Here is a 16,279-nt window from a genome sequence, read left to right as displayed (position 1 = left end):
ATTCCCGAATCACGATAAATCTTCTTTGTGGTGCGCGGTCGTGCGACGCTGGCGCATGGGATATGGGAGAAGGTGGCCCATGCAGGCGGAACATCCTGTGCTGGAAGACGAGGATTATGGGGCGCTGGCCGAATTCCGCTTCGCCCTGCGCCAATTCCAGGCGTTCAGCGGCGAACGCGCGGCGGAGAAGGGGCTGACGCCGCAACAGCATCAGGCGCTGCTGGCCCTGCGCGCCGCCCCGGCGCAGGAGGCGACGGTCGGTTTCGTGGCCAGGCGCCTGCTGCTCAAGCCGCACAGCGCCACCGGCCTTGTCGACCGCCTCGAAAAACTGGGCCTGGTGACGCGTCATGCGATGGCGACGGACCGACGCCGCGCCCGGTTGCAGCTCACGCCCAGCGCTCTGGAACTGCTCGCCAGCCTGTCGGCCACGCACCGGGAAGAGATCAGGCGCCTGCGCCCGCTGCTCCAGAATTTGCTGGAGCGCTTCGGATAGCGACAGGTAGATTCGACCGCTCTATTCTTTTGATTTGGCACGATTTCTGAACCGTCAGATGATGCCATCTGACTGGAAATCGCTCTAAACCCCTTCCTCTTCCGGCATCACATCCACCATCACCTGGATGGTCTGGCCGCCGCCGCCCACGAACAGCCCGTCCATCGGCGCGACATCGGCATAGTCCCGTCCCATGGCGACGAACAGATGCCCGTCACCGGCAATCACGCCGTTGGTCGGGTCGAAGCCGATCCATCCCCGCGTCGGCCCGCACCACAGCATCACCCAGGCGTGCATCGCGTCGGCCCCCACCAGCCGGGGCATGCCCGGCGGCGGGTCGGTGCGCAGATAGCCGCTCACATAGGCGGCGGGCAGCCCGAACCAGCGCAGCGCCGCCACCATCACATGGGCAAAGTCCTGGCACACGCCATGGCGCGCGGCAAAGGCGTCGCCCACCGGCGTCGTCGCGTCGGTCGCGCCGCTCACATAGGCGAACTCGGCCTTGATCCGCTGCGCCAGGTCCAGCGCGGCGCCGACGATCGGCCGCCCCGGCGCCAGCAATGCGCTGGCCCAGTCCCCGACCTGCGGCAACAGCGGCACGCGCGGCGAGGGGTAGAGAAAGGGGGCAGGCGCCGCCGACCCCATGTCCCGCGCCGCCAGCGCCGCTTCCGCGACCGCACCGACGACCGGGTCGTCATCCTGCGGCTCGATCGGCGCGCCGCCCTGCACCCCGGCGCGGAAGCTGCTTTCGATGCTGATCTGGTGCAGCGGGCTGTCGATCTCGATCCGCGCCACATGGACCGGCCAGGCGCTGGGCCGCGATTCGATGGAGGCGGGCGCGGGATCGACCGCCAGATGATAGTCGGACGTCCATTGCCCCGGCCATGGCGCGGGCCGCAGCCGCAGGTTGAATCGTGCGAGCTGCACCGGCGCGTCATAATGCACGATGGTCCGATGCCGGATGTGGTAGATCATGACAGCAGGCTGACGCCCTCGCTCTTTTCCTTGCGCCGCTGCAGGAAATAACGCTGGCCGATGGCATCGGAAAGACCGAGCAGGCGGCTTTCCACATCGGCAAGGTCGGCCATTGCCAGCACGTCCCCGGTCAGCGGCGAAAGCCGCGCCGCCAGCATCGCCGCCAGCCGCTGCGGTTCTTCCGGCATGCCGTCGGCGTGCAGCGCGGGCAGCGCCGCGACATGTTCGGCGAGCCTCAGCAACTGATAGACGACGGAGCGCGGATTTTGCGGCTCCAGCACCACCAGATCGCGCACCGGCGCCAGCGCAGGCCCCGACAGATAGCGGTTGCGATAGCTGATCTGGCTGTCGTTGAGGTCCAGCAGCACCGTCAGGTCGTCGGCCGACGCCGCGTCGCCGCCGAACAGCATGGCCAGGCGGCAGCCGTTGATCGCCCGCTCCATCCGCCGCCCCATATCGTGGAAGCGCCAGCCTTCGGTCCGCCCCATATTCTCGGCGGCAAGGCCCGACAGTGCCGAAATCCGCTCGATCATGCGGGAGGAGGCTTCCAGCAGCGTCTCCGTCACCCCGCCGTCGAAATCGGGCAGGGGCAGCCGCACCAGCCGCCAATAATCGATCGCCAGCCGGTCCCGCAGTCCCTCGCCGATCCCCGCCACCGCCGCCAGCAGCGACCGGACGCTGCCCGGCTGCGCGCCGTCGCCCAGCGCCTGGGCGCAGAGCGGCCCGACCGCGCCGCCCGCCGCCGGTATCGCGCTCCACAGCGCCAGCTGCTCCATCAGCCGCCCCATGGTGGGCGACCCGACCGCCGGACCCAGATCGGCCTCGATCGAGCCGCCGACGATCGCCCGGATCACCCGCGCGGTCATTTCGGTGCGCTCGATATAGCGGCCCAGCCAATAGAGATTGTCCGCCGCCTTGGCCGGCAGCATCCCGCCCACGCGCCGGATCGCGGGCGCGGCCGCCACCGCCGACAGCCCGTCCTGCGGCACCGGCTTGCCGTCCAGCACGCACATGTCCGCCGACAGGTCGCCCTCGCCCATCAGCGCGGCGCGGATGTCGCCATGCGCCGCCAGCCGGGCAAAGGCGCCCGGCATGATCCGCCATTGCCCCAGCTCGTCGCGCGCCACGAAGACGCGCAGGGTGAAGGGCAGGGGGGTGATTTGCCCGTCGACGATGGCGGGCGTGGTCGACAGCCGCACCACCTCCTGCCCGACATAGTCCATCGGCCGCCGCGCCATGGCGTCCAGCAGGGCGGCACGCTGCGCCGCATCCATGGCGGACCCCGGCAGGAAGCGGGTGCCCGTCAGCCCGGCGACATCGCGGTCGAAGGCCGAACCCACCACCAGTTCGCCCATGGCGTCGGCGACATGCGCCCGTTCCGCGCTCTGCCCGCACCACCAGGTCGCGATATTGGGCAGGATCAGGTCGGCGCCCAGCACCTCCCGCGCCAGCCCCGGCAGGAAGGCCGCCATGGCCCGCGATTCGATCACGCCCACGCCCGGCCAGTTGGCCAGCATCAGCCCGCCCTTGACGCAGGCGTCGAACAGGTCGGGCACGCCGATCCGGGACTCCCCGTCGAACGCCAGCGGATCGATGAAACGGCTGTCCATCCAGCGCCACAGCCCATCGACCCGCTTCAACCCCTGGATCGTGCGCACGAACAACTGCCCGTCGGTCACGATCAGATCATCGCCCTCGACCAGCAACAGGCCCAGATAGCGCGCCAGATGCGCCTGCTCGGCATAGCTCTGGTTGAAGCGCCCCGGCGACAGCAGCCCGATGCGCGGATCGCTCCGCTCGCAATCGGCCGCAAGGCCGCGCCGCACGTCGCTCAGGAAGGGCGCCAGCCGCCGGACATTGAGCGCGCCCAGCAAATCTCCCGTCGCCCGCGACAGGGCCAGCCGGTTCTCCAGCGCATAGCCCACGCCCACGGGGGTCCGCACCCGGTCGGCCAGCACCCGCCATTCGCCCTCCGGCCCGCGCGCCAGGTCGGCGGCGTAGAAATGCACGAAATGGCCGTGCGGCGGCGGCGATCCGGTCATGACCCGCCAGTAATGCGGGCTGCCGGTGATGACGCTGGCGGGCAGCTTGCCCGTCCTGACCAGCGATTGCGTCGAATAGATGTCGCTGATCACGCGTTCCAGCAGTTGCGCCCGCTGGGTCAGGCCCTGCTCGATATGCGTCCATTCCTGCGACCCGATCAGCAGCGGAACCGGGCTGAGCGGCCAGGGCCGTTCCTGCTGGTCGCCGGTCAGGCGGAAGGCCAGGCCCAGATCGACCGCCTGCCGCTCGACATTGCCCGCCAGCACCGCCGGATCGCCCTGCGCCTGAACCGACAGCCTCTCCAGCATGGCGCGCCAATGGCCGGCCATCTCCCTGTCCGCCCCGGCGAACAGGTCGCCCCTGGGCGCCCGCGCCAGATAGGCGTCCGCCCAACCGGGCGCCTCGACGGAAAGGGCACCGGCCACGGTCATGGATGCCGGAAACGCAGGTCCAGCGTCATCGGGAACTCGCTCGGGCTTTCGGCGGGCGGCATGTCGACCGGCCCCGGCGTATGGCCATGATCCTGGAACCGCGCCTTGCGCCGTGCCTCCGCCTCATAGGCGTTGATCGGCAGCGTGTCGTAATTGCGCCCGCCCGGATGCGCGACATGGTAGACGCAGCCGCCCAGCGACCGCCCGCTCCAGCTGTCGAGCACATCGAAGGTCAGCGGCGCATTGACCGGCAGCGCCGGGTGCAGGCAGGCGGCGGGCGCCCACGCCTTGTACCGCACGCCGCCCACCGCCTCGCCTGGCACGGCGGTCGGCGTCATCGGCACGCGTCGGCCGTTGCAGGCGATCACATGCCGCCCCGCGATCAGGCCGGTCGCGCGCACCTGCAATCGCTCGGTCGAACTGTCGACATAGCGCACCGTGCCCCCGATCGCGCCGGTTTCGCCCAGCACGTTCCACGGCTCCAGCGCATGGGCGATCTCCAGCCCGACGCCGCCCGCATCGACCGCGCCATGGATCGGGAAGCGGAACTGCCGCTGCGCCTCGAACCAGTTGGGATCGAAATCGTAACCCGCCCCCTTGAGGTCGCCCAGCACCTCCAGGAAATCCGCCCAGACGAAATGCGGCAGCATGAACCGGTCGTGCAGCGCCGTCCCCCAGCGCACCAGATTGCCCTGCTGCGGCTGGCGCCAGAACCAGGCGGTCAGCGCCCGCAGCAACAATTGCTGGGCCAGGCTCATCTTCGGCTCCGGCGGCATTTCGAAGCCGCGAAACTCCAGCAGGCCAAGGCGCCCCGTGGGACCATCGGGCGAGAACATCTTGTCGATGCAGATTTCGGTGCGATGGGTGTTGCCCGTCACATCGACCAGCAGGTTGCGGAACAGCCGGTCGACCAGCCAGGGCGGCGGCGCATCCCCTTCACCCGGAGCAGGAACCTGCGCCAGCGCGATTTCCAGCTCGTACAGCCCGTCATGCCGCGCCTCGTCGATGCGCGGCGCCTGGCTGGTCGGCCCGATGCACAGCCCCGAAAACAGGTAGGAGAGCGAAGGATGCCGCTGCCAATAGAGCACGAAGCTCTTCAGCAGATCGGGCCGCCGGATGAAGGGCGAGTCATTCAGGCTCGGCCCACCCAGCACGATATGATTGCCGCCCCCGGTCCCGACCGATCGCCCGTCGACCATGAACTTGTCGGCCGTGAGGTCGCAGGTCCGCGCCAGCGCATAAAGCTGCTCGGTGATCGCCACCGTCTCGTCCCAGCTCGCGGCGGGCTGCACATTCACCTCGATCACGCCGGGGTCGGGCGTGGCCTTCAGCACTTGCAGGCGCGGGTCGGGCGGCGGCGCATAGCCCTCGATCCGCACCGGCACGCGCATCGCTTCCGCCGCCGCCTCGATCTGCGCCACCAGTTCCAGATAATCCTCCAGCGCCTCGACCGGCGGCAGGAAGACCGACAGGAAATGCCCGCGCGGCTCCACCGTCACGGCGGTCCTGACGGCACCCTCGATATGGACCTGCTCGACCCGCTCCTGCGCGGGGGCGCCGCCCGGCGCATCTGGCACGCGCTGCACCGGCTGGGCATGCACTTCGTCCAATGTCGCCCGGAAATCGGGCAAGGGACCACGCGGCTCGCTCGGATCGCGCGGATGGATATAGGGAAAGGCCGATTCCGGCACATGGGGCAGCGACCCCAGCGGCAGGCGATAGCCCAGCGCCGAATCCCCCGGCACCGCGAACAGCCTGCCGCGCCGCAACTGCCAGATTTCGCTCTGCCAGCGCGGCGTCGCCGCCTGCGCCTGCCAGCGCTGCACCGGCAGCACATAGCCCACCGGCTGATCGAGGCCGCGCTCGAACGCCCGCACCATCCTCGCGCGGGCTTCTGGATCGGAAATCTTGGGATCGTCCGGCGACGTATTGACCGGCAGGTCCGCCTCCTTCACCGCCCAGACCGCCGGGTCCTCATAGACGGGCTGGATATGCTCCGATGTAAAGCCCATCGCCCCCGCCATCCGGGCAAGGAACGCCTCCGCATCCCCGGCCGTCACCGCTCGCGCGCCCTCCGCTGCTACCTCATCCGCGATCAGCGAGGCGTCGCGCCACACCGGCACCCCGTCCTGCCGCCAATAGATCGCATAGGCCCAGCGCGGCAGGCTCTCGCCCGGATACCATTTGCCCTGCCCATGGTGCAGCAGCCCGCCCGGCGCGAACGTCTCGCGAAGCCCCCGGATCAGCCGGTCGGCATAGCCCGCCTTGGTCGGCCCCACGGCATCGCCGTTCCACTCGCCCGCATCGCCGCCATTTTCCGCGACGAAGGTCGGCTCGCCCCCGGTGGTGAGCCGCACGTCCTGGGCGATCAGATCGGCATCGACCTTCGCCCCCAGCGCCATCACCGCGTCCCAGCGGGCATCGGTAAAGGGCTTGGTGATCCGCACCGCCTCGGCAATGCGGCTGACCCCCATGGAGAAGTGGAAATCCACCTCCGCCGGTTCGGCCATGCCGCTGATCGGCGCGGCGGAGCGATAATGCGGCGCCGCGCAGAGCGGAATATGCCCTTCGCCCGCGAACATGCCCGACGTCGCGTCCAGCGCCACCCAGCCTGCGCCCGGCACATAGGCCTCGGCCCAGGCGTGCAGGTCCACCACGTCCTGCGAAACCCCCTTCGGTCCCTCCAGCGGCTCGACATCGGCGACCAGCTGGATCGAATAGCCCGACACGAAGCGCGCGGCAAAGCCCAGCCGCCGCAGCAACTGCACCAGCAGCCAGGCCGAATCCCGGCACGATCCGGTGCCGATCTCCAGCGTCTCCTCCGGCGCCTGCACCCCCGCCTCCATGCGGATCACATAGCCCACCCGCTGCTGGAGCTGCCGGTTCACCTCGACCAGAAAGTCGATCGTCCGTCCCTCGAAGCCCTTGTGGCTCTCCACCAAAGCCTCGAACAGTGGCCCCTGGTCCTCCAGCTCGAAATAGGCGGCCAGATCGGTTTTCAACTGCTCGTCATAAGCGAAGGGATATTCCTCCGCATAAGGCTCGACGAAAAAGTCGAAGGGATTGATGACGTCGAGATCGGCGAGCAGGTCCACCTCGACCGAGAAACGGTCGACCGGCTCCGGAAAGACGATCCGCGCCAGCCAGTTGCCATGCGGGTCCTGCTGCCAGTTGAGGAAATGGCCGGGCGGCTCGATCTTCAGCGCATAGTTGGGGATTTTCGTCCGGCTGTGCGGCGCGGGCCGCAATCGGATCACCTGCGGCCCAAGCCTGATCGGGCGGCTGTAGCGATAGGACGTCAGGTGGTGGAGCGCGGCCTTCAGCATATGTGCGATGAAACGCTACCCCCTGCTGCAATGCAATATGGATTCGTGACGGAACAGCAGATTCTAAGGAACAAGGTCGATCCGCTCGGCCTCCGGCATCACCGCATCCAGCAGCAGCGAACGGTGGCAGGCGGCCGCATCCCGCTCGAAACACAGCACCGCCACCGGCTGCTCGCGCGCCATGTCGACCAGTTGCGCCGCCTGCACCATGGCCTCGGGCAGCTCCAGTTGCCCGGCATAGATTTCCGCCAGCCGCCTGTGATCGCCCTTGCGCGCCGCCTCGCGCCCGGCGGCGGGCGTGCCCAGCGCCTTCAGCCCGAGATAGCCGATCCCCGCCTCGCGCAGCCCGGCGGCAAGGATATTCTTCGAAAAACCCGGCCGCCGCGACAGGGGCACCGCCCGCACATCGGCCAGCAGCGTCACGCCCGCTCCCTGCAAGGCCGCGATCACCTCATCCTGCGTCGCGCCTTCATAGCCGATGGTGAAGATCCTCACTCTTCCGCCTTCTCCATCATCTCCATGAAGTCGCGCGCCGCGTCGCGGTCCTCCGCCTCCTCGAACGCCTCGTCCAGATCGGGCGCGCCGCCCAGCAGGAACATCAGCGACCAGAGCGCAAAGCGCCGCCGCCGGTCCGTCTCCAGACCGAAATCGACGCGCATATGCTCCAGCCCCGCCGCCAGCGCGTCGGGGGTGAGCGCGTCCGGGTCGCGGACGCCGAAATAGCGGTAGAGCTGATCGTCAAATTGCATGGGGACGGTCTATCCCATCTTCCCATCCCGGAAAAGCATCCTGGTTTTCATAGTTCCGTGATTTCCGAGCCGTGAAATGTTCCATTTCACTCGAAATCACTCTATGCAGCCCCCCGATCGCGCCGGTGCCCCGAAAGGGGCTTGAAAGGGAATGGGGTGCAAATCCCCGGCTGTCCCTGCAACTGTAAGCGGTGAGCGAGAGGCATATCGACCCTTCCGGACGTGCGAAGGGTCAGCCACTGGGCCGGACGCTAATTCCTGCGAGGCCTGGGAAGGCCATGTTTCAAGCGATGACCCGCGAGCCAGGAGACCTGCCAGCGTTAGGCTGTATCGCCATTCAGCCCTGACGGCCTGCAAATGGCGGTTATCCGCGCTTCCGGTGCTCACGTACTAAAGTACGCTGCGCTCCGGGTCGCGGAGAACCACCATTTTCGGCTCGTCATCATCTGAATGGCGACACAGCCTTGGGTCGCTCTTGCCTGGTCCAGGGGATGGCCGCGGCACGGTGTCTTTCCGTCTGAGCGACGAACGAGCGGTGGAGGCCGCTTCGGTTCGCGTGGCGGCCGCTTGATGGCGTCCGGCCGCCTGCGCGCGCCGGTCGTCTGCGATGACAGGCCTCCCCGGCAGTTGCTCGACGCCGGGAGGAAAACATCTTGAACCGGAAATGGATTATCGCCTGTCTCGCCGCGACCGCGGCGCAGCCCGCATGGGCTCAAACGCCCGCTGAGGAAAGCGCCGCCGAAGCCCATATCGTCGTCTTCGGCCGGGGCGAGGCAAAGATCGGCACCGCCCATGCCGCGAGCGAGGGCAGCGTCGGCGGCGCCGACCTGCTGGTCCGCCCGCTGCTGCGCGTCGCCGAACTGCTGGAGGCCGTGCCCGGCATGGTCGCCGCCCAGCATTCGGGGAGCGGCAAGGCCAATCAATATTTCCTGCGCGGCTTCAACCTCGACCATGGCTCCGACTTCACCACCTATATCGATGGCGTGCAGATGAATTTCCGCAGCCACGGCCATGGCCAGGGCTATCTCGACTTGAACGGCCTGATCCCGGAAATCGTCGCGCGGGAGGATTTCCGCAAAGGCCCCTATCGCGCCGATGGCGGCGATTTCGCGCTGGCGGGCGCGGCTTACATGACCACCATCGACGGCTTCGAACGCCCCTGGATCGCAGCCGAAGCCGGTTCCTACGGCTCCCGCCGTCTGGCGGCGGGCGGCACGATCAAGGGCGTCGGCCCCGGCGACCTGACGCTGGTGGCGCAGGCCAAGCGCTATGACGGCCCCTGGGAGGAACCGGAACATCTGCGCCATTATTCGGGCTTCGCGAAATATCGCGTGCCGCTGGCCGGGGGCGAACTGGACGCCACGCTCCACGCCTATCGCGGCACATGGCACCCGACCGAGCAGATTCCCGAACGCATCATCGGTTCCGCCGTCTGCCCCGACGTCTTCTGCTCGCCCGACCCTTCGGCACGCGGCGAAACCACCCGGATCATCGGCAATATCGCCGTCACCCAGCCGGACTGGCGCGCCAATGCCTATGTCCAGTTCTACGACTGGGCGATGTATTCCAACCCCACCTATGCCGAGGCCGACGGCAGCAGCGCGCAGATCCGCCAATATGACCGGCGCTGGATCGGCGGGCTGACGGCCGCGAAAAGCTGGCATGTCGCGCCCACGCTGGACCTCAGCATCGGCACGGAAAACCGCTTCGACCATATCGGCAATGTCGGCGTCGACCGCACCGCCAACCGCCAGTTCCTCTTCTCGCTCGGCCGCTATCATGTGGAGGAATGGTCGGCCGCCCTCTATGGCGAAGCGACATGGCAGCCCCTGTCCGGCCTGCGCCTGACCGGCGGCCTGCGCGGCGATACCTATCATTACAGCGTCCGCGCCGGGGATGCGGCGGCGCAGGCACTGGGCGAGGGCAGCGGGAATGACGCGATCCTCTCGCCCAAGGCATCGCTCGCCTACAAGGTCACGCCCCATCTGGAACTCTACGCCAATTGGGGCGGGGGCTTTCACAGCAACGACGTACGCGGCGCGGTCAATGTGGACACGCCGGTCCCGGTGCTGGTGAAGGGAACCGGCAAGGAACTGGGCGGCCGCGTCCAGCTCGGCAGCTTCTCGCTCACCGCGACCTATTGGTGGCTGGATGTCGGCAGCGAACTGCGCTTCGTCGGCGACTCCAACGCGGTCGAACCTTCAGGCGCCAGCAGGCGGCGCGGCTATGAACTGGTGGGCTTCTGGCGGCCCTTCCGCTGGCTCGCGCTCGACGGCAACTATACCGCCAGCCACGCCCGCTACGACAATGGCGATCACATCCCCAACGCCTTTGAAAATGCGGCGTCGGCGGGCGCCTCCATCATCCTCCATCCCTGGGAAGCCAGCATCCGCCTGCGCCATCTCGGCCCCTATCCGCTGATCGAGGACAACAGCCTGCGCGACAAGGGCAGCACCGTCGTCAACGCCCGCGCCGCGTGGAAGGGCAAGCGGATCGAGCTGTACGGCGAACTGCTCAACCTCTTCGACAGCCGGGACAAGGACATCGCCTATCATTATGAATCCTACGTCCCCGCCTTCGACAGCGCCCCGGCCGAAGGCCGCCTCAGCCGCGTGATGGAACCGCGCACGCTGCGGCTGGGCGCGAAGGTGTCTTTCTGACCGCTTGCCCTGGGGGGCGATTGCTCCCCAGGGCGCATTTTTCAAGCCACCGCTTCCGGCAATCCCCAATCGATCGCCCCGCGCCCCTTCGCGTCCAGAAAGGCGTTGGCTTTGGAAAAATGCCTGCACCCCAGGAACCCGTTATGCGCCGACAGGGGGGAGGGGTGCGCCGCCTTCAGCACCAGATGCCGCGAGCCGTCGACGAAATCGCCCTTCCTCTGCGCATAGCTGCCCCAGAGCAGGAACACGACCGGCTCGGCCTTCTCATTGACCAGCCGCACGATGGCGTCGGTAAACTGTTCCCAGCCCCGCTTCTGGTGCGACGCGGCCTTGCCCATTTCCACCGTCAGCACGCTGTTGAGCAGCAGCACGCCCTGCCGCGCCCAATGCTCCAGAAAGCCGTGGCGCGGCGGGGCCAGCCCCAGATCGCTCTTCAATTCCTTGTAGATATTGACCAGCGAGGGCGGCGTGCGCACCCCCGGCTTCACCGAGAAGCACAGCCCATGCGCCTGCCCCTCGCCATGATAGGGGTCCTGCCCCAGCACCACCACCTTCACCTTGTCGAGCGGCGTCAGGTCCAGCGCCCGGAAATATTCGCTCCCCTTGGGGAAGATGCGCTTTCCCGCCGCCTTCTCCTCTTCCAGAAAGCGCTTCAGCCCCTGCATATAGGGACTTGCGAATTCGCCGAGCAGCGGCGCGCGCCAGCTCTCATCCAGCCTGATGGTGTCGCTCATGAGCCGGGGTGATGAACCGCGCGCCGATCCGCTGTCAACACCACTTGCCCTTGCGCTCCGAATCAGGAAAAGAAGGCGAATGCCGCGCCTTCGTACCAAGCTGATTGCCTTTGCGGGCCTGTTCCTCGCCCCGCTGCCCACCGCCGACGCCTTCGGTCCCACGCCCAACCCGGTCCTGCAGAATGCGCAGTCGCGCCTGATGGCCGAATTCGCCCGCTTCGCGACGCTGACCGACGGCACGGTGGGCATCGCTGTGCGCGACCTCGGCACCGGCGAGACGCTGGCCTATAATGGCGACACGCTGTTCCCGATGGCCAGCACCTACAAGGTCGCGGTGGCGGGCAAGATCCTCTCGCTGCTCGACGCGGGCAGCCTCAGCCTCGACGAGACGGCGCCCCGGCTCGGCCGTCCGCTGCCCATCCGCACCCTCCTGGAAATGAGCCTGACGCAAAGCGACAATGAGGCGACCGACGCCCTCGTCGCCCGCGCGGGCGGGCCGCAGGCGGTCAATGACTGGGTCCGCTCCATCGGCGTCAGGAACCTGCGCATCGACAGCAACACCCGCGACCTGCTCGCCCGCGCCAAGATCGCGGGCACCGGCTTCGGGGACGAGGCAGTGATGGAAAGCGGCCTCTCCGCCGCGCAGCGCACCGCCCGCGACATGCCCAATATCGGCTTTGCGCAGGACCCGCGCGACACCGCCACGCCGCGCGCGATGGACGACCTGCTCGCCGCGATCCGGCTGGGCAAGGCGCTCAAACCCCAGACCACCGCGATCATCCTGTCGATCATGGAACGCTGCAAGACCGGCAAGGACCGGCTGCGCGCCATGCTGCCGCCCGGCACGCGCATCGCGCACAAGACCGGCACGCTCAACGGCCTGGGCAACGACACGGGGATCATCACCCTGCCGGACGGCCGCCTGTTCGCGATCACGGTTTTCGTGATGAAGGATTATAAGGGACGCATCATGCGCGACCGCATCATGGCGGAGGCGGCGCGGGCGGCCTATGATTATTTCCTGTTCGCCCCCGATCGGCACACGGCCTGACGCATTAAACTTAACTTCGATCATCTTTCGCTGTATTCTGCCTCGCATAAAAAAGGAGCGGAGCAGGATGGACGGCAAAGCGGCTTTCCGGGACTTCTGGCCCTATTATCTGCAGCAACATGCGCAACCCGGCACGCGGGCGCTGCATTATGCAGGCACCAGCCTCGTCATCCTGCTGCTGGCCGCGATGCCGGTGGCTGGACGCTGGTGGATGGTCCCCGCTCTGCCGCTCGCAGGCTATGGTTTCGCCTGGGCGGGCCACAGCCTGATCGAACATAATCGTCCCGCCACCTTCCGCTATCCCCTGTGGTCGCTGCGGGCCGATTTCGTGATGTGGTATCGCTTCCTGACCGGCCGCATGGGCTGCGACCTCCGCCATGCGGGCGTGCGCCCCGACGGCTCGGTCGACCCGGCCAAGCGCCGCCGTCTCTGAAAGCCGGCCCCACCGCTTGACCCCCACCGCTTGACCCTCGCCGCCGCTCTGTCACAAGGGCGGACCATGGCCCTCACCGCCCAATTCTCCCGCCTTCCCGATCCGGCGATCCTCGCCCCCCGCTGGCAGGCGCTGGAGGCGCGCGCTGACGCCAGCTTCTTCCTCGGCTGGGACTGGACCGGCGCCTGGCTGGAAAGCTACGCCGTCCGCCCCGAACTGCTGTCCGTCACCGACGCGCAGGGCCGGGACGTCGCCCTGGCCCTGTTCGGCCACGCCATGCAGCCGCGCCTGCTCGGCCGCAGCGCCACCCTCTCGCTCAACCAGTCGGGCGATCCCGCCGCCGACCGCCCCTTCATCGAATATAACGGCCTGCTGGCGGAAAAGGGCAGGGAAGGGGAGGCGGCCGAAGCCACGCTGAAAGCGCTCGCCCGGCGCAACGACTGGCGCACCCTGCGTTTGGGCGGCATCGCGCCCGGCTCGGCGCTGCTCGCCATTCCCGCCCGCCGCAAGACCCGCCTCGATCTCTCGCCGGTCTATCAGGTCGATCTCGCAGCCGTCCGCGCTTCCGACTATCTCTCGCTGCTCAGCTCCAACACGCGCAGCCAGATCCGTCGCGCGATCAAGGATCATGGCGGCGCCCTCCCCCAGATCGCCGCCGCCGCGCCAGCCGATATCGAACCCTGGCTCATGGACATGCAGGCCCTCAACGCCAACCGCCATGCCGACAATGCCTGGGACGATCCCGCCTTCCGCCGTTTCGCGACCCGACTGGCAAGCCGGAGCGATCAGGTCGAACTGCTCCGCTTCACCGACGGCGGCGGCACGGTCGGCCTGCTGCTCAACTTCCTTCATGGCGGCACGGCGATGAACTATCAGTCCGCCTTCGCCGCGCCGCGCGGGCCGAAGGACAAGCCCGGCCTGCTCTGCCACGCCGCCGCCGTCGATCATTATGCGCGGCGCGGCCTGACGCTCTATTCCCTGCTCGCGGGCAAGGACCGCTACAAGCAAAGCCTCGCCACCCGCGAGGAGGCACTGGAATGGTGGCGGATCGACCGCTTCAGCCCCCGCCTCGAAGCCGAAGCCGTCCTCCGCAAGATCCTCAGACGCCCAGCTTCCGCATGATGCGATAGGCCAGCCGCTTCACGCCCTGCGCCTCGGGCCTGGCGCTGATCCGCCCGGTGGGCAGCCTGCGCCGCCGCAGGATCGCGTTGAAACCGTGCAGCTCGCCCTCGGCCACGCTGCGCTCGGATCGCCAGGTGACGGACAGGCTGACCGACACTTCGGCCCCATTCTCGACGAAATGCGGCGCCTTCACCGGCACATGGATCGCATCGCCGGGCAGCAAAGTCACCGCCGTCCCCCGCTCCCGGAACGCATCGCGCCAGTCGAGATTGCGATGCCCGCCCGCATGGAAGGCCTCGCTCCGGATCGCGGGCACCAGTTCCTCGTCCCCGGCGGGAAAGACGGTCATGGTCTTCTCGCCCCTGATCTGGAGCAGGATATTATGCTCCGGGTCCATGTGGAACGGCGTCACGCTGCCGGGCGATGACAGGAAGAGGAAGGCCTCCCGATGCAGCATCGGCCCGGTCTTCCCTTCCACCAGCGGCGCCAGTTCGCCCAGCGCCCGGTCCAGCAGCGCGCCATAGGCCGCATCCCGCTCGACATTCTTCAGCACCGCCCAGCTTCCGTTCGTCTCGATGGTCCGGATCGTCTCGCCCAGCGTCAGCCCGTTGGCGGGCATATCCTCCGGCCGCACCCCCAAAGGCAGCTTGCCCAGATTATATTCGACCGACGCGGCAGGCATGCGTTCCGCCAGTTGCGCCAATGCCTCCAGCGTCAGCAGTTCATGCCCCGCCAGCCCATGGCCCAGCTTCGCCGCGCGGTCCGGATAGGCCGCCGCGAAGGCCGCCCGCGCCGCGTCCGGGAACACCGCCGCCTCGATCGAGCTCACCGCGTTCATGCCTGCCCCTTCAATCTGCGCCCCAGCGCCTCGACCCCATTGGCCAGCGCGAAGGCAAGGCTTCGCCCCGGCCCCTTGAGCGCAATGCGATACTGGACGATCGTCCGCCGTTCCGCCCACAGGCTGTCGATCATCGGATGGTCCGCCGCCGCGCAGCTGTCCATCCAGCCGATCGCCGGATCGGCCTGCACCGCATGCAGGTTGGCGATCTCGATCAGCACGCCGGGCGAAAAGCGCCCCAATGTCTCGTCAAAGGCGATCTTGAAGGAAAAGGCGCCCTCGCCATGGCGGAAATTGACCAGCATCGCGATCGCCCGCCCGTCGAGGTCCATGCGCAGGAAGTGCAGCCGCCCCTGGTCGAACGCCGCCGCGCAGGCGGCGCGAAAGAAGGCGGTGTCCTCGGTCCGGCAGGCCAGCGCCGTTCCTTCCCTGCCCTTCCAGCCCGAAGCCTCCAGCGCCAGAAACTCGCCGCACCAGGCCGACAGCGCCTCGCCGTCGGCCAGCAACCGGCTCTCCACCACGCCCAGCTCCGCCAGCCGCTTCTGCAGGCGCCGCAATTCCTTGCGCTTCTTCGAGCGCACATGCGTTTCCCAATAGGCGTCGGCGTCCAGGTCCGACCGCAGCATCGCCCGATCATAGCGGTGCACCTCGCGCCGCCCGCGCCGCTGCTCGACGCACAGCGCCTCCAGCGCGGCGGCATTGGCCCCCGCCGCGTCCAGCCCGCGCACATGCAGGAAACCGGGCGCCCAGCGCGCCTCGTCGAGCTGCGCCAGCAGGCCGCGCCAGGCCGCCACTTCCTCGCCCCGCCGGATCAGCGGCGCCCCGAAGAAGCAATGGTCATGCATCCAGTTGGTGACGCAGGCGACGGGCAGCCGTCCATGGCGCGGGGCGACCACCACCGGCATCAGCCCGATCAGTTCGCCGTCCCGCTGCGCCTCCAGCACGCGTATCTGCGCCTCGCCCGCCAGATGGTCGAGCGCCGGGCAGAGCATGTCCGGGGCATAAAAGCCATTGGCTTCAGCCGCTTGCGCCGCCAGCGCGGCCCAGCGCACACGCTGCGCGGGGGCAAAGGCATGCGCCGTCGCGACGGCCGGATGGGAAGCCATGTCCATGGCACCGGCCATAGCCACCAATGATTATGGAAAGCCTAATCGCCTGCATATTCCCCGCCCGCGGGCGGGAGGGGCCGGCGGGCGCGAGCGAGGCGAGCCTCCGCGCTACCCGGAAGCCCGACGCCTCTGCCCGCCGGATTTTTCAGGGATAAATGCGGAACTTATGGGGAAAGCCCTTTACATCGCGCGCCGGATATTCTGAGAAGAGGGGCTGGTGACCCGAATCTGAAGTTCGTTACACCGTTGGGCAAGCGCTGCACGAACTTCGGATTCATCAGGGTCACCAGCAAAAAATATGTGATTACAGAGTGG

The 16,279-nt window shown here is 68.0% G+C and carries 13 protein-coding genes and 1 riboswitch; of the genes, 5 read left to right on the top strand and 8 right to left on the bottom strand.

The features are described 5' to 3' along the window. The first annotated feature begins 79 nt into the window (after nucleotides 1–79). On the top strand, nucleotides 80–493 hold the full coding sequence (locus MJ601_RS19780) for a MarR family winged helix-turn-helix transcriptional regulator (protein ID WP_242129744.1): 414 nt from the start codon (nucleotides 80–82) through the stop codon (nucleotides 491–493). 84 nt (nucleotides 494–577) lie between these two features. Here the strand turns inward: MJ601_RS19780 and MJ601_RS19775 are convergent, their stop codons facing one another. The 5 genes from MJ601_RS19775 to MJ601_RS19755 form a co-directional block, all read right to left on the bottom strand. Beyond that, nucleotides 578–1,468, bottom strand: coding sequence for a transglutaminase family protein (locus MJ601_RS19775; RefSeq protein ID WP_242129737.1), 891 nt, complete (start codon nucleotides 1,466–1,468; stop codon nucleotides 578–580). Continuing rightward, nucleotides 1,465–3,942, bottom strand: a complete 2,478-nt coding sequence (locus MJ601_RS19770; protein WP_242129729.1) for a circularly permuted type 2 ATP-grasp protein — start codon at nucleotides 3,940–3,942, stop codon at nucleotides 1,465–1,467. The genes MJ601_RS19775 and MJ601_RS19770 overlap by 4 nt, the downstream gene beginning before the upstream one ends. Beyond that, nucleotides 3,939–7,268 carry a transglutaminase family protein gene (locus MJ601_RS19765; protein WP_242129727.1) on the bottom strand — a complete coding sequence of 1,110 codons (3,330 nt, stop codon included), beginning with the start codon at nucleotides 7,266–7,268 and terminating at the stop codon, nucleotides 3,939–3,941. Before MJ601_RS19765 ends, MJ601_RS19770 begins: the two co-directional genes overlap by 4 nt. Before the next feature lie 63 nt (nucleotides 7,269–7,331). Further along, nucleotides 7,332–7,763 (bottom strand): DUF488 domain-containing protein, encoded by a 432-nt coding sequence (locus MJ601_RS19760; protein ID WP_242129725.1) that lies wholly within the window; start codon nucleotides 7,761–7,763, stop codon nucleotides 7,332–7,334. Further along, nucleotides 7,760–8,017, bottom strand: coding sequence for a hypothetical protein (locus MJ601_RS19755; protein WP_242129723.1), 258 nt, complete (start codon nucleotides 8,015–8,017; stop codon nucleotides 7,760–7,762). Before MJ601_RS19755 ends, MJ601_RS19760 begins: the two co-directional genes overlap by 4 nt. A 106-nt stretch (nucleotides 8,018–8,123) precedes the next feature. Beyond that, nucleotides 8,124–8,350: riboswitch (cobalamin riboswitch) on the top strand. A gap of 320 nt (nucleotides 8,351–8,670) precedes the next feature. Here MJ601_RS19755 and MJ601_RS19750 point away from each other — a divergent pair. After that, nucleotides 8,671–10,677, top strand: coding sequence for a TonB-dependent receptor (locus tag MJ601_RS19750; protein WP_242129721.1), 2,007 nt, complete (start codon nucleotides 8,671–8,673; stop codon nucleotides 10,675–10,677). 41 nt (nucleotides 10,678–10,718) lie between these two features. On the opposite strand, the gene ung is transcribed toward MJ601_RS19750, so the two are convergent. Next, nucleotides 10,719–11,411 (bottom strand): uracil-DNA glycosylase, encoded by a 693-nt coding sequence (gene ung, locus MJ601_RS19745; protein WP_242129719.1) that lies wholly within the window; start codon nucleotides 11,409–11,411, stop codon nucleotides 10,719–10,721. 79 nt (nucleotides 11,412–11,490) lie between these two features. On the opposite strand from ung, the gene MJ601_RS19740 reads away from it, so the two are divergent. The 3 genes from MJ601_RS19740 (at nucleotide 11,491) to MJ601_RS19730 (ending at nucleotide 14,017) form a co-directional block, all read left to right on the top strand. Continuing rightward, nucleotides 11,491–12,462: a serine hydrolase gene (locus MJ601_RS19740; protein WP_242129717.1), complete on the top strand. Its 972-nt coding sequence runs from the start codon at nucleotides 11,491–11,493 to the stop codon at nucleotides 12,460–12,462. Between the two features lie 67 nt (nucleotides 12,463–12,529). Beyond that, entirely contained in the window at nucleotides 12,530–12,895 is a 366-nt protein-coding gene (locus MJ601_RS19735) for an Mpo1-like protein (RefSeq protein WP_242129715.1), read from the top strand. A gap of 66 nt (nucleotides 12,896–12,961) precedes the next feature. Next, nucleotides 12,962–14,017, top strand: coding sequence for a GNAT family N-acetyltransferase (locus MJ601_RS19730; protein ID WP_242129713.1), 1,056 nt, complete (start codon nucleotides 12,962–12,964; stop codon nucleotides 14,015–14,017). Here the strand turns inward: MJ601_RS19730 and MJ601_RS19725 are convergent. Together MJ601_RS19725 and MJ601_RS19720 are read right to left on the bottom strand one after the other, a co-directional pair. Continuing rightward, nucleotides 13,995–14,855, bottom strand: coding sequence for a cupin-like domain-containing protein (locus MJ601_RS19725; protein ID WP_242129711.1), 861 nt, complete (start codon nucleotides 14,853–14,855; stop codon nucleotides 13,995–13,997). The genes MJ601_RS19730 and MJ601_RS19725 overlap by 23 nt on opposite strands. Next, a complete protein-coding gene (locus tag MJ601_RS19720) occupies nucleotides 14,852–15,967 on the bottom strand; it encodes a GNAT family N-acetyltransferase (protein ID WP_242129709.1) in 1,116 nt (371 codons plus the stop codon). Before MJ601_RS19720 ends, MJ601_RS19725 begins: the two co-directional genes overlap by 4 nt. Nucleotides 15,968–16,279: the final 312 nt, after the last annotated feature.

Origin of the sequence: Sphingobium trunci (assembly GCF_022664535.1) — a bacterium.
GTDB lineage: Bacteria > Pseudomonadota > Alphaproteobacteria > Sphingomonadales > Sphingomonadaceae > Sphingobium.
The sequence above is the reverse complement of the archived record's forward strand: the minus strand, read 5'-3'. Positions and strand labels throughout refer to the sequence as shown.